We start from the raw sequence: 14,113 nt of genomic DNA on the forward strand, positions 1-14,113 counted from the left end.
ATTAAACAACAATTAGATTTTAATTAAATAAATTCTGGTTAAAATATGCTACATGAAGTTTTAATGTATACAAATTATTATATTGCACTATATAAATGGTTACAATATAAAAAAACAGAAAGGAAAAGAAATAACATGGATGTAGATTATAAAGCATTAGGAAAAAGAATTAAGATTGCAAGAATTAATAAGGACATAACCCAGGAAGTAGTTGCAGAAAAAATAGACATAACAGCATCTCATATGAGCAATATCGAAACTGGAAAAACAAAGGTAAGCTTGCCTGTACTAATTAATATTGCTAATGCTCTGTCTGTTACTGTAGATGAATTATTATGTGATAATGTATTAAATTCTAAAATTATATTTGAGGGAGAAGCTAAAGAAATTTTTAACGACTGTGATGAGTATGAAGTTAGAATGCTTGTTGATGTTTTAAAATATATGAAAGAAGCAATACGTAAAGATAGAGAAATAAGAAATAAATTTGGTATGTAAAATCCAGATTTTTAGTTAAGTATATCAAAATTACATATTACAGTGGCAAAAATATAAAATTAAATTTTTTATAATAAATCGTATAATTTTGTAATTTAAATTCACCTCTTTTATATAATAACATTTACAAAATTTGTGTTAATATTTTTAATTTGTGGTATAATAAAAGCAAGGAAGCATATTTTACTTAACTTTTGAGTGATGTTTCCAACTTAAAATTGGTTATTTATTTTTTCGGAACTTAATACTCAGTTCCCAGCCACTCTTAGTCGCGTTTGAGTGGCTTTTTAACTTATCGTAGATATAACTAGCTATAACACTAGCTATAATACTCATCATTAGATTTTCCATAGCTTCACCTCCTTTCATAAGAAAGTGAGGAAAATTTTCTATGGAAACACCACTCATAGCTTTTTCAAATATTATTCCTTGCTATATTTATTATAGCATAAATACTGGAAATATATAGATACAATAAGTATATAAAATAAATATACTATTAAAGAAAGGAAAACTTAGTATGAAATTAAAAATGATAGATAATGCAATTGATTCACTTAACTTGGTTATGGAATATTTTCATGACTACAATACTGGCAAGAAGCATAAGAAAGATAATACATACTTAAAACTGACTATTATATTTTTACATAACTCTATTGAATTACTGCTTAAATCAATACTTATAAATGAAAATGAATTATTAATATATGAAGATTTATCTCAAAATAAGTTACATGAAGGTATTAGAATGAGAAAATCATATAACAATACCTTATCATTAGATGAAATTTTGATAAAAAAAGAAGGTATTAAAACTATTAATTATACAAACTTAATAACTACATATTGTAGTATATTTAATGTTGATAAAAAAGCTCAAATAGTACTTAATAATTTAGGAAAACTAAGAAATTCTGTAACTCATTTTGGTATAGATAAATCAGATGATTTTGAGGATATTTTAATTACTATTTATGAAAGCATAAATATAATACTTTATGTTTTATATGAAGAATTAGAAAAAATTGATAATTATTTTGAATATAATGATGTTAGGGATATACTAGAGCCACTTTCAGAACACTGTGAAAAAAAAGTAATGTATTATCACATAAATAAATATGGAGATAGAATAACAAAAACAACAGATATCTTAGTTGACATATTATTTTCACCCCAATTCAATGATTTCTTAAAAACAAATAAGATAACTTTTAAAACTTGTAAAGAACAACTTCTCAATCATGATATTTTTATATACTTTAAATATAGCAATAAGGAATTAAATATAGCAAATTCTTATAGCCCATTCCATAAATGTATTCTAATAGAAGATATAGAAGGTGGAATATATTTTGTTGTAGATTGTGAAAAGGATTTACTTTATTGTTATAGCGAATATGTTGAATATGAAAGATATCCTGAAGGATATAAACAATGGGAAATTGATGAAAAAAATAATAAGTGTAAAAAGAAAAAATTTACTAAGGAAAATCTTGAAAAAGAATTACAAAAACTTTTAGATCATAAAAACTTCTAGCTTTAATTTTAATAAAAATATTCTTTTTATAGCCCACTCATTTTATGATAAGATTACTTGAGTGGGCTATATTCAAGCTATAAACCTATCTGAGGTATGCCATTTTAAACATGTTGTAATACGTTCGCCTTATGAATGTACCTTTGATTTTATTTTTATATATTGAGAATAATTATTAATTAGACTTATATAATTTACCTGCTATTTTATTTGAAGCTTCTCTATCCATTTCATCAAGTACATGAGAATATATATTAAGAGTTGTATTAACATTTGAATGGCCAACTCTTTCTGATATAACTTTCATAGAGATACATAAGTAATGTAACATGTGAATCTTTAAAATAATATAATATTTATATTGAGTTTTAGTATTGATTTATCTCTATAAAAAAGAAATATTTAATTAATAAAATACCTGGTTGCATCATGATAAATAGAATTTAAAATTTAATTTACATTATATTGATAAAATGATACTATATAAGCATAAATGATTGCTTTAAATATTACATTTTTTTATTTAGTATATCCAATACTTGTGATATTGAAGTTCTTTTATTTTTAATGACATCTATTGCCACTCTAATAAATAATCAATTAACCTAAAAAACAATAAAAATAAGTATAGTGTAGTTTGTAGTAATTATTTGATATAAAATACATTTTTTGAAAAATGGATTTAAAAGAACTAAGAAATAGCATAAAATTATTAATTTAATGTTGAATTTGTACTCTAAAATAAAAATATCAGTAATTTTAATTATTCTAATACTTATTAAAAAAACACCAAAAAATATCATAATATTTTGTGCTATACATAATTAGGAAAAAATAAAATTAGGAGATTACAATATGGACTATATTGAAGACAATGAGTTATATAATAGTGTGCTTATTGAAACAGAAAAGTATATTAAAGACTTTATTTTAAGGTATAAATGTAATAATTTCAATAAGAATGAGTATAATGATATTTTATTATTTTGTTCTCAATTAATAAATCAAGAATATAAAGAATTTTATAAAGATAATTTAACAGAAATAATAATATCTATATTAGATGATATTAGAGAAAATACAGAAAGTTTTACTTCTCTCTACTATAAAAAAATGTTTGGTGGGATAGGTCAATTTGCATATAGTATAAATACCATTTTTAAAAAAACTGGTAAGTTGAAAAACCTTTCCCATTCTTTAAATCAATATTTATTAAATTACTCATATGATGTTATAACTTATACAAATGATGAACCTACTATTTTTGGACTTTATGATATTATATCTGGGATATCAGGCAGTTTGTACTATATATTAGATTGTTTGGATTTAGTAAGTGATAAGGAAAATATCAGAAAAATACATAGTTTAATATCTTTCTTGATAGGTCTATCTAAAGATTATAAATATAAAGGAAATAATGTTATTAAATTTCATATAAAGAGAGAACAACAATATTTAGAAGAAGATAAAAAATTAATGATTGATGGACAAATTAATTTTGGAGTAGCACATGGAATAATAGGAGTATTAGTCACTTTGGCAAAATCAAAATATTTAAATTATGATATTGAAGGTCTAGATGAGTCTATAATGAAGATATTTAATTTATATGAAAAATTCTGTATTAGAGAAAATGGAATATTGAAGTATCCAACAAAATTACCATTAGAATATTATACTAGTGGAAATATATTTAATCTTTCTATTAATAGTGGTTGGTGTTATGGCAACATCAGCATTGTAAGAAGTCTTATGAAAGTATGTAAATATATGGGGTTTAACAATCAATATAACTTTTATAAAAAAGAATTATTAAATATAATTAATCAATCAATAGAACTATATAATTTATCAAGTCCTATAATATGTCATGGATATTCTAGTGTTATAGTAATTCAAGTTAGTGCTTATAAAGAAACTAAAGATATAGATTTTCTGAAAACATTAAAAAGAAATTTATCAGTATTGTTAAAAGAACATAAAAAAATAACTGATATTTGTTCAAATAAAAATGAAGAGGAATTATTATATAGAGAATTATACAAAGAAGATATTTCACTATTAGAAGGAAGTGGTGGTGTAATACTAGCTTTAATAAATAGCTTAACATTTAATTTAACATTTGACAAAATTTTACTTATGGATTGAGGTTTATATGGAAAATAAAACAAATATTTTTAAAAATTTGATTTGGGTCGCTAAGCAAACGATATTAATAGATAAAAAATATATATTTATTTTAATTACATCTATGATTATTTCAGGTATTATTCCTCCAATATCATTGATAATGATGCAAAAGATATTAAATGAGTTACAGATTAAGTCTAGTTTAAGTACATTGTTTTTATTTATATTTATTTATGTATTAATAGATTTATTTCAATCAATATATAATAATGTCTTAGAGTATTATAAAACTAAATTTTCCTTAAGATTCGATTTGAAATTTAATGAGTTAATATTAAAAAAAGCATCAAGATTAAAATTAAAGAGTTATGAAAATAGTGAAGTATATGACATGATAAACAGAGCCCAATATGAAAGTAATGGAAAATTAATATTATATCTTCAAACATTTACAGGTGTTTTATCAAAAATATTAACTATGATATCATATTTAATCATATTGTTATCATTTAAACCTTGGATTGTTGTGTGTATAATAATTATTCCAATTATTAAGTTTCTAGTAAGTAGAAAAATTAATATAATGAGCTTTAATTTAATAAAAAATAGAACTAATGATGCAAGAAAAAGTTGGTATATGCAATATTTGCTAACATATGGAGACTTTTATAAAGAATTAAAAACATATAATATTTTTAACTATTTTATAGATAAATATAAAAAATATGTAAAAGAATTTAATAGGCAAGATATAAATTTAGTGAAAAAAAGTACAATACTTATGAGTATTATAACTATATTTGAATTAATAATTGATGGGATATTATTTTCATACATTATCTTTAATGGATTTAAAGGAAAAATACTTATTGGAAATGTTATGACATATATGAAAACTATAACTCAAATTAAAGAGCAAATGATAAGTATTTTACAAGCTTTTTCTGGTATGAATAAGGAGAGTTTATTTATAGATCAATTAATAAAATATTTTGATTTACAAGAGATTAATGATAGTGGAACAGTAAAAATAAGTGAGATAAAAAATATTAAAATAGAAAATTTGTACTATAAATATAGAGAAGAACAAGATTATGTATTAAAAAATATAAACTTAGAAATTAAGGAAAATGAGACAATTGCTATAATAGGTCAAAATGGTAGTGGAAAAACAACATTAATAAAAATATTAATGGGTTTTTATGATGATTATGAAGGAGAAATTTATATAAATGGGATTAATATGAAGGAGATTGATAAAAAATCTATTCTTTCAAGAATAGCTACTCTGTTTCAAGATTTTGTAAAATATGAAGCTACATTTAGAGAAAATATTTCTTATGGCAATTTAGAAATACTGAAGGATGATGAAAAATTGTATTCAATTACTAATAAGTTTGGTATTAATGAATTAATAAAGAACTCTGAAAAAGCTTTAGATACTCAAGTAGGACATTGGTTTGACAATGGAAAACAGATATCATTAGGTCAATGGCAAAAAGTAGCATTATCAAGAGCATTCTCTAAAAATGCAAATTTATATATTTTAGATGAACCAAATTCAGCATTAGATGCTATATCTGAATATAATTTATCTGTATCATATTCAAAATTATTAGAAAATAGTATGGGAATAATTGTTGCACATAAATTTAATAATTTCATTAAAGATGTAGACAACATTATAATTTTATCTGATGGAGTAATATCAGGAGAAGGAACTCATCATGATTTAATAAATACAAATAAAATTTATCAAAAACTATATAATATACAAATTGGTACTTTGAAAGAGTAACAAAAACATATAAAGAAAGAAGGAGAAAAAATGAAATTTGAATGTCATGATTATTTTATGGTCAGAACACCAAGTTTATCAATAAAATATTTACAAGAATATGAGAATCAAGATAAAGATATATATGAATTTATACGTTCTAATGAAATATTAGATGATTTTTTTAAAAAAGCATTACTTATTTCTAGTAAGTCTCTTTATTTTAGTTATATAAATAAGCCAAGTGATATAAAAAAATATAATAACTTAAAAGAATCTCTGTTGAAATATTTTGTGAGAAGTACAACGAGAACTACTCCTTATGGATATTTTTCTGCTGTATCTATTGGGGAATTTTCAAATGAGACTAATTTAGTAAAAAATAAAAAGTTAATAGATTTAAAAGTTGATAACAAATGGATAAATTACATAGTTTATATTTTAGAAAGAGAAGAAATGATTTTTAAAAAATTAAAGTTTAAATTTAATAAAATATGTTATAAAAGTGGAGATAGATTTAAAAATCCTTACTTCACTAATTATGGTAAGGCAGATTTAAAAGAAAAAATTGTAAAAGAAAATAGCATTAAATATACACATCTTGTTGAATTGATAAAAAATGAAACTAAGAAATTTACATCTTATGATGACTTAGAAAAAATACTATTAAAGGAGTATGAAAATGTTCCAAAGGAATTGGTGGAAAAAACAATAAAGATGTTATTAGAAAATGAATATTTATTTTCTAATTTAAGAATTCCATCATATTGTATAAATAGCTTAAATCATATAATAGAAGTATTAGAAGATATTAATTATAAAGGTGAATATTTAGAACAATTAAAATTAATTGATAATTTAATTTTAGAGTACAAAAGAAAAGAAAGCATAAAATGTTTAGAAAATATATATAATTCAATGTCTAAAATATATAAAAATAAAAATTATTTAATTTTAAACTTAGGGAATGAATTTAAGTATAAAAATCTGAATAAAGATATAAAAATAAAAATAGAAAAAATGGCTAATTTACTATATGAAATACCTGTAAGATCAAGTTCTATAAATAAATTTAAGGGGAAATTTATAGAGGAATATGGTATGAATATTGAAGTTCCATTAACTAAAATAATAGATACAAATGATTTTAATGGTTTATCTCTTTTAAATACAGATTCAAATATTATTATGGAAGATGAAAAGAAAATAAGTAATAAAATTAATGCTAAGATTTTTCAATCAATTTTAAATAGAGAAGATGAAGTGTTTTTTACAAAACAAGATTTTGAAGGTATATATATAAATAAACAAGAATACTTGAAATCATTTGATATTAATATTCTAATCACAGAATATGATGATAAATATAATTTATATTTAGGCCCAAATATGGGCTCAAACAAAGCAGGAGCTATGTTTCAGAGATTTTCGGACTGTTTTAGTAAGCAGGATTTCAAGAAATATAATGAAATATATAAAAAAGAAGAAGATATGTATAAAAATGAATATTTGCTTGTAGAAGCCAGAGAGATGTCCATTTCTGGTAAAAGCAATAATGTAATTAATAACATTAAAAATTATAAGTATTTCTTATCATTTGGAAATTGCTATAAAGAATCTGATGAAGAAATTGCTATAGATGATATGTACATAGGAGTATCAAGTTCAGGAAATATATATGTTAAGTCTAAAAAATATAATAAAAAAATAAAAATAATTACAGATAATATGTTAAACTCAGATTTAAATAATAATATATTAAAATTACTAAAATATATATGTGAAACATATGAAGATTTTCCTGAGGGAAGATTGTCTTCTTTTATGTCTAATTACTATTATAAATATACACCAAGAATAAATTTTGAAGGAATAATAGTATCTCCTAGAAAATGGATTTTAAATGATGCAGATATTAAAGCTGATAATTATGAAGAGTTTAAAAAACAGTTAAATCTAAATATAAAACGATATAAAATAGATAGTGTTTTATATCAATGTGTTTTTGACAATAGGATTATTGTAAATTTAGATAAAGATGAATATATAAAGATACTATATGCAGAATATAAAAAATTTAAAAAATTAGAATTTAATGAAATAGAGAAGAATTTACTAGAGAGTTCATTTGTGGAAGATTCAAATCATGATAGATATACAAGTGAATTTGTATTCAGTTTGATTACAAATAATAATAAAGGTAATAAAGAAAATTTTAGTTTAGTTAATAATATTACATTAAGTAATGAAAACAAAAAGCTTTTGCTTTGTGAAGAAGGATGGGTATATTTTAAATTATATGGCATATCAGATAGAGATAATGAATTACTGAGTATTTTTCTAGAACAATTATTAAAAGATTTAAATAATGAAGATCATTTTTTCTTAAGATATAAGGATAATATAGGATATCATTTAAGAATAAGAATAAAATTTGAAAATGAAAAAATAGCAAATGATAAATTAGTAATAATTAATCAGTGGATTAGAAATATGATAGATAAAAAGGTAGTTAGTAATGTTATATTTGATACATATCAAAAAGAAATAAATAGATATGGTGGGAAAGAAATAGTAGAATTATGTGAAAAAATATTCTTCAAAAATTCTATTGTAGTAGAAAATATTCTAAGAAAAAACGATTTGACAGTAAATGATAATTTAGAAAAAGTGTATATATTTGGGATAGTTAATATACTTAGAAATTTAACAGAAAATATAAATGAAATGTTTTTAGTTTTAAATAGCCAACAATTTAGAGATACATATAGAGATGAGTATAGAAAAAAAAGAAAAGAGTATATTGATTTAATTCAAGGATTATTACATGAAAAGGAAGATAAATGTATAGGTATATATTCTGAGTTCATTGAAGAAAAAGATGCATTAAATGAATTTAGAAAAGCATTAGATAAACAAGTTTTAAATAATAAGAATACAAACAGTAAAGAGTCGATATTACTTTCCATTATTCATATGTACTGTAATAGGCTTACTGGAGATAAAAAATATGAAGAAAAGTATTTAGAAATTGTAAGAAATACTTTATATAATATCATAAAAATGGAGATGGTTAGAAATAAAATATAGATATTAATTGTATTTTATTCTATAGAACAAAAAATTAATCTTAAGAGAGGTTAAAATGAAAATAAATTTAAGTGAAAATACTCAAAAACAAATAATTAGTGAAATTAAAAAAAGCATGAATTTACTTATTTATAAGTATGAAAAAGGACTATTAAGGAAAGAAGAATATGATCAAATATTATTTTTTTGTTCCGAGATATTAAATCAAAATCTTGTAGAAGAATATAATGTAGATATAGAAAAAAACTTGCTATATGTATTAGAAGCATTTAAAAATAATATATATTCAGGAAATGATGCTGATTTTAAATTTATGGGCATGTTTAGAGGGATAGGAAATATAACGATTAGCTTAAATAATATAAATAAAAAATATAATAATCTAAAACAATTCTCTGACTTTTTTAATGACATTTTTATTAAATATTCAGAGACTTACTTAGGAATCATAAAAGATAAACCATTGGCACCTGCACATTACGATTCTATATATGGTGTTTCTGGCATATTATATTATTTATTAGATTACGAAAATATGAGAAATGATATAATAGTAAACGACTTTACAAGGTACTTAATAGATCTTTCTAAGAATAAGTTATATAAAGGATTTAAGACAATAAATTTTCATATAGAAAAAGAGCAACAATCATTAGAAAAAGAAAAAATAACACAGCCTGATGGACATATAAATTTTGGAATTGCACATGGAATGATTGGACCACTAATAACTTTAGCAAAAGTAAAATATCTAAAATATGATATCAAAGGGCTAGATGAAGCTATCGAAATACTTTTTAAATTATATGAAAAATTCGCTATTCTAGATGATGGTGTTTTAAAGTATCCAACCCAATTGCCATTTCAAAATTATATTGAAAATAAAGAATTAAATTATTCATTTAATACAGGTTGGTGTTATGGGAATATAAGTATAGTTAGAGGTCTTATGAAAGTATCTAAATATATGTCATTTAAAGATAAATATCAATATTACAAAGAAGAATTATTAAAAATAATTAATCAGCCTATAGAACAATATAACTTAGAATTACCTATATTATGTCATGGATATGCTAGTGTTGTTGAAATACAAATTAGTGCATATAAAGAAACTCATGATAAAAGGTTTCTAAATACATTAGAAAGAAATATATTAAGATTAATAGATGAGCATAAGAAAATAAGTACTTTAACCAAAGATAATGATGTGTTTGTAGAAGATTTATATAATAGTAATTATAATTATGATTTTTCCTTACTCCAAGGAATAGGAGGTGTAACTTTAACTTTAATAGATTCTATGACATTTAATCTAACCTTTGATAAACTTTTAATGATGGATTAAGCTCAAATATTCTATATCGAGAGGAGAAAAGTGGATTATCATGGAACAAAATCATATAGATAAAGAAAAAAATAATAATAAAAGAAATATTGTAGAAGTTGCAATATTTTTTATAATTACTTATGGAATATCATTATTATTTGGAATACCTCTTTACTTTAAAGAATATATGAATCCAGAAATAATGGTAGTATTTATGACTATATTACCAGCAGCAGGAGTATCATTAGCAAAGACTTATAAATATAAAAAAAATGATACCCATTATATACTTCATTATATTATAATAGCTAACTTCTTACTCTCTTTATGCTTAGTAAGTTTAAAAGCGTTTGGAGTAATAGATGATGAATCTATAAATTTAGGAATAGGTATTGTAACTCTATTTACTAGTATTTTAATTATATGCTATGCATGTATAGAAGGTAAAGAACTCTATCCATTTAAGAATGAGAAAAAGTCTATTATTTGTATTCTTATTTTTATACTAATAATTAATTTAAGTAAATGTATTATGTTAGAGTGGAAAAGTATCAATTTTATAAATTTAGTCATGGCTATATTTTTAATTCTTCCAAATTTTGCAACTCAAAGTATACTTTTCTTTGGAGAGGAATATGGTTGGAGAGGATTCTTACAGGAAAAAATGCAACGGAAATTTGGTAAACGAATAGGAGTTGTTTTGTTAGGGTTCATATGGGAGCTGTGGCATATACCTTTATGGTTAACAAGTTATCATGTAGATAGTCTGGGTATATTACTTAGATTATGTTTTGTAATTGGTATTTCTATATTTTTAGGATATGTTTATATGAAAACTAAAAATATATGGGCATGTGTGGTAATTCATTTGATTAATAATACAGTCCTTTTAGATGCTAATTTGAATAAGGTATTTTTGAATTTTAATTCTTCAAACCTTAATTCAAATGTTATATCAGGTTGTTTAATTTTTTCTATACTCCTTTCATTATTTATTTTTACTAAAGAATATAAAAGAAACAATTAATAAAATAAATCAGATATAAAGTATGTTTAGATATACTATTAGAGATTTATGTATATTTCTATAAGAATACTATTTATAATAAATCTAATTTTTATTTATGTATGATTAAAATTTATTGACAACGTGGTGCAACATCATTCTCAATATTATGTCCATCTTTTTGACAACAAGGTCTAGTGATAGTAAGTGTAGGGTTAGGCATAGTGTCACAAGCTCCAATTACTGATATAGTAGTTATGATAGTTCTAGTTTGAGGCTCATCATCGTTACTACTCGAAACTTTCCTTAAATCTAAATCAAAATCTTTGAAATTACTCATAACAAAACCTCCTATATATTTAATTAATTTCATTATAGCATATAAAAATATTTAGAACAACAATTTTATTCTACTTTCTTAGAATTTCATTTAAAAAAATATTTTTTATAATAATACTATTTTTTTTTATATTTATTCTTTAATTTCAAAACTTAAATTGATTTTTTTATTAACGTAAAGCGATTTCTTTAATATTGAATTTACTTATTGGAAAATATATAATAATTTGAATTTATACTAACAAAATATTTCATAAAAATGGCGCTGTATTTGCCATTTACAGCTTTTTTGAAATCTTTCGTTTATGATTCATCCTTATATAATTTATCTGCTATTTTATCGGAAGCTTCCCTATCCATTTCATCAAGTACATGAGAATATATATTAAGAGTTGTATTAACATTTGAATGGCCAACTCTTTCTGAAATAACCTTTATAGGTATATGTGAGTTCATAAGTAACGTAACATGTGAATGTCTTAAATCATGAAATCTAATATGAGGAAGTTGCTCATACTCTAGGAATCTTCTAAATCTATGACTTATAACACTTTCATCTATGGGATTCCCCTTCTTATTAATAAACAATAGATTATAGTTATTTTTAATACTGTTATTTAGTAACTCTCTTTCTTGCTCTAATTTATGCTTCAACAAGAGATTCATTATTTCATCTGGAGCAGATATCTTTCTGATTGAACTTTCAGTTTTAGTATCCTTTAGTATAACTTCTCCATTAACTTTTGCAGTAATTTTCTCTATTAAAATTATTTTTCTCTCGAAATCTATATTTTCCCATGAAAGACCTAATATTTCAGATATTCTCATACCAAGACCAACACCTAAATTTATATGCAGTTCTAAAGCAGTATTTTTACAAGCTTCTAATAATCTTATTATTTGTTCTTCATTATAAATTTCATTTTTAAATTTCTTTGCTTTGATTAAATCTATTCCTTTGGTCGGATTCTTATCAATTATTCTTAAATCAAATGCACTTTCAAATGCAAGTTTCATTATATTAATGTGTATTTTTAAGGTTTTAGAACTTAGAGTATCTGACAAGGTATTTATATAATTTTGTATATGTACTGTATCAATATCTTGTAATCTCATTTTACCAAGATGTGTTATTATGTACTTATTGCATATATTAATATATTTACTATAAGTAGTTATGGACCATCTAGATTTATATTCTTCTATGAATGTTTTTAAAAAATGCTCAAATAAAATATTATTTGGAATTAGTATATTATTTTTATACATACTATCTTTTACTTCTGCTAGTCTTTTATTAGCTTCTCTTTTTTTAGCAAAAGAGCCCATGTTCTTTTGCTTTTTCTTTCCAGTAAGTTCATCCTTATATTCTAAGTAGACTATATACTTTTTATTTACAATTCTTATAAACCCAGTCATAAAAAATCACCTTTCTTAAAAAACTTTATATGTTAATTATACCATTAAAAATTAAATAAAAGTACGATTTTGCTGAATTATAACTGAAATTTATAAATAAATAAATAGTATAACTTAGTAATAGCAATATATAATAAAAAATATCATAGAATTAAATATTCTATGATATTAGTTATGTTTTAATAATTAAATACAAAATTCGATTTTAAGACGATGTAACATCGTATAGGATAAATTATAAGGCGATAAAAAATATTCCTTTCTAACAGGCATTTAAAAGGTGAGTATTTTTGTGATAACTTATATAGAACTTTATATAGAATATTCTTAACTATTCATGTAAAATTATATTAATAGACAAAATTTTTATTCATGCAATTATTGTAGTATTAAGTTGCAATATTATTCTAGGGGGAGAGGGCTTATGATTGAAAAGATACCGCAAGCAGAGCTAAAAGTAATGAAATTTATTTGGGGGGAAAATAGTGAGGTGACTTCTAAGGAAGTTATTGAAGCTATGGAAAATAAACATGGTTGGAAACAGACAACTACACTAACACTTCTATCCAGACTTGTTAAAAGAAAGTATTTATCAGCTGAAAAAGTTGATAGATATACACACTATAAAATTATAGTTGAGAATAGGGAATACTTAAACTTTGAAACTAAAAATTTTGTAAGTAACATACATGATAATTCACTAGAAAGTGTATTGGTTTCTTTACATGAAGATAATCTTTTAAAAAAAGAAAAACTTGAGTATCTTATAGAAATAGCAAATGACTTGGATAAATAAATGAATGCTTTATTTGAAAATTTATTAAAAACAACAGTTATAAGTAGTTTAGGTATTTGTATATTAATAATTTTAAAAACATGTCTGTTTAAAATGTTTAGTAAGAAATTCAATTATTATATTTGGCTAATTATTCTTTTTAGAATGTTACTTTTCCCAATTTCTTGTTCAATTGAAATTAC

The 14,113-nt window shown here is 22.5% G+C and carries 10 protein-coding genes and 2 pseudogenes; 9 read left to right on the forward strand and 3 right to left on the reverse strand.

Annotated features, from left to right (window positions below):
• The first annotated feature begins 135 nt into the window (after nucleotides 1-135).
• Both KGF50_RS11035 and KGF50_RS11040 read left to right on the forward strand, forming a co-directional pair.
• Nucleotides 136-498: a helix-turn-helix domain-containing protein gene (locus tag KGF50_RS11035; protein WP_227848103.1), complete on the forward strand. Its 363-nt coding sequence runs from the start codon at nucleotides 136-138 to the stop codon at nucleotides 496-498.
• Nucleotides 499-1,018: 520 nt separating this feature from the next.
• Complete coding sequence (locus KGF50_RS11040) at nucleotides 1,019-2,041, forward strand: hypothetical protein (RefSeq protein WP_227848092.1); 1,023 nt, start codon at nucleotides 1,019-1,021, stop codon at nucleotides 2,039-2,041.
• A gap of 175 nt (nucleotides 2,042-2,216) precedes the next feature.
• On the opposite strand, the pseudogene KGF50_RS11045 reads toward KGF50_RS11040, so the two are convergent.
• Nucleotides 2,217-2,354 (reverse strand): annotated as a pseudogene (locus KGF50_RS11045) (site-specific integrase); the annotation flags it as partial.
• 542 nt (nucleotides 2,355-2,896) lie between these two features.
• On the opposite strand from KGF50_RS11045, the gene KGF50_RS11050 reads away from it, so the two are divergent.
• The 5 genes from KGF50_RS11050 to KGF50_RS11070 are packed head-to-tail and all read left to right on the forward strand — an operon-like array spanning nucleotide 2,897 to nucleotide 11,398.
• Entirely contained in the window at nucleotides 2,897-4,192 is a 1,296-nt protein-coding gene (locus tag KGF50_RS11050) for a lanthionine synthetase LanC family protein (protein ID WP_227848094.1), read from the forward strand.
• A 7-nt stretch (nucleotides 4,193-4,199) separates the two neighbouring features.
• Nucleotides 4,200-5,972: an ABC transporter ATP-binding protein gene (locus KGF50_RS11055; RefSeq protein ID WP_227848095.1), complete on the forward strand. Its 1,773-nt coding sequence runs from the start codon at nucleotides 4,200-4,202 to the stop codon at nucleotides 5,970-5,972.
• A gap of 30 nt (nucleotides 5,973-6,002) precedes the next feature.
• Nucleotides 6,003-9,041 carry a lantibiotic dehydratase gene (locus tag KGF50_RS11060; RefSeq protein ID WP_227848096.1) on the forward strand — a complete coding sequence of 1,013 codons (3,039 nt, stop codon included), beginning with the start codon at nucleotides 6,003-6,005 and terminating at the stop codon, nucleotides 9,039-9,041.
• Between the two features lie 55 nt (nucleotides 9,042-9,096).
• Nucleotides 9,097-10,389: a lanthionine synthetase LanC family protein gene (locus tag KGF50_RS11065; RefSeq protein WP_227848097.1), complete on the forward strand. Its 1,293-nt coding sequence runs from the start codon at nucleotides 9,097-9,099 to the stop codon at nucleotides 10,387-10,389.
• Nucleotides 10,390-10,429: 40 nt separating this feature from the next.
• Complete coding sequence (locus KGF50_RS11070) at nucleotides 10,430-11,398, forward strand: CPBP family intramembrane glutamic endopeptidase (protein WP_227848098.1); 969 nt, start codon at nucleotides 10,430-10,432, stop codon at nucleotides 11,396-11,398.
• A gap of 112 nt (nucleotides 11,399-11,510) precedes the next feature.
• On the opposite strand, the gene KGF50_RS11075 is transcribed toward KGF50_RS11070, so the two are convergent.
• Nucleotides 11,511-11,717: an FDLD family class I lanthipeptide gene (locus KGF50_RS11075; RefSeq protein ID WP_227848099.1), complete on the reverse strand. Its 207-nt coding sequence runs from the start codon at nucleotides 11,715-11,717 to the stop codon at nucleotides 11,511-11,513.
• 302 nt (nucleotides 11,718-12,019) lie between these two features.
• Nucleotides 12,020-13,135 (reverse strand): tyrosine-type recombinase/integrase, encoded by a 1,116-nt coding sequence (locus tag KGF50_RS11080; protein ID WP_227848100.1) that lies wholly within the window; start codon nucleotides 13,133-13,135, stop codon nucleotides 12,020-12,022.
• Between the two features lie 424 nt (nucleotides 13,136-13,559).
• On the opposite strand from KGF50_RS11080, the gene KGF50_RS11085 reads away from it, so the two are divergent.
• Nucleotides 13,560-13,931 carry a BlaI/MecI/CopY family transcriptional regulator gene (locus KGF50_RS11085; RefSeq protein ID WP_227848101.1) on the forward strand — a complete coding sequence of 124 codons (372 nt, stop codon included), beginning with the start codon at nucleotides 13,560-13,562 and terminating at the stop codon, nucleotides 13,929-13,931.
• A pseudogene (locus tag KGF50_RS11090) lies at nucleotides 13,932-14,113 on the forward strand (M56 family metallopeptidase); the annotation flags it as partial. It abuts the gene before it with no gap.

This window comes from Clostridioides sp. ZZV15-6598 (genome assembly GCF_020657705.1).
Classification (GTDB): Bacteria; Bacillota; Clostridia; order Peptostreptococcales; family Peptostreptococcaceae; genus Clostridioides; species Clostridioides difficile_F.

What these genes read in the sequence shown, in the direction of transcription:
- KGF50_RS11040 (WP_227848092.1), top strand. Translation starts at nt 1,019, where the DNA reads ATGAAATTAAAAATGATAGATAATGCAATTGATTCACTTAACTTGGTT.
- KGF50_RS11080 (WP_227848100.1), bottom strand. Translation starts at nt 13,135, where the DNA reads ATGACTGGGTTTATAAGAATTGTAAATAAAAAGTATATAGTCTACTTA.
- KGF50_RS11085 (WP_227848101.1), top strand. Translation starts at nt 13,560, where the DNA reads ATGATTGAAAAGATACCGCAAGCAGAGCTAAAAGTAATGAAATTTATT.
- KGF50_RS11065 (WP_227848097.1), top strand. Translation starts at nt 9,097, where the DNA reads ATGAAAATAAATTTAAGTGAAAATACTCAAAAACAAATAATTAGTGAA.
- KGF50_RS11050 (WP_227848094.1), top strand. Translation starts at nt 2,897, where the DNA reads ATGGACTATATTGAAGACAATGAGTTATATAATAGTGTGCTTATTGAA.
- KGF50_RS11035 (WP_227848103.1), top strand. Translation starts at nt 136, where the DNA reads ATGGATGTAGATTATAAAGCATTAGGAAAAAGAATTAAGATTGCAAGA.
- KGF50_RS11070 (WP_227848098.1), top strand. Translation starts at nt 10,430, where the DNA reads ATGGAACAAAATCATATAGATAAAGAAAAAAATAATAATAAAAGAAAT.
- KGF50_RS11075 (WP_227848099.1), bottom strand. Translation starts at nt 11,717, where the DNA reads ATGAGTAATTTCAAAGATTTTGATTTAGATTTAAGGAAAGTTTCGAGT.
- KGF50_RS11060 (WP_227848096.1), top strand. Translation starts at nt 6,003, where the DNA reads ATGAAATTTGAATGTCATGATTATTTTATGGTCAGAACACCAAGTTTA.
- KGF50_RS11055 (WP_227848095.1), top strand. Translation starts at nt 4,200, where the DNA reads ATGGAAAATAAAACAAATATTTTTAAAAATTTGATTTGGGTCGCTAAG.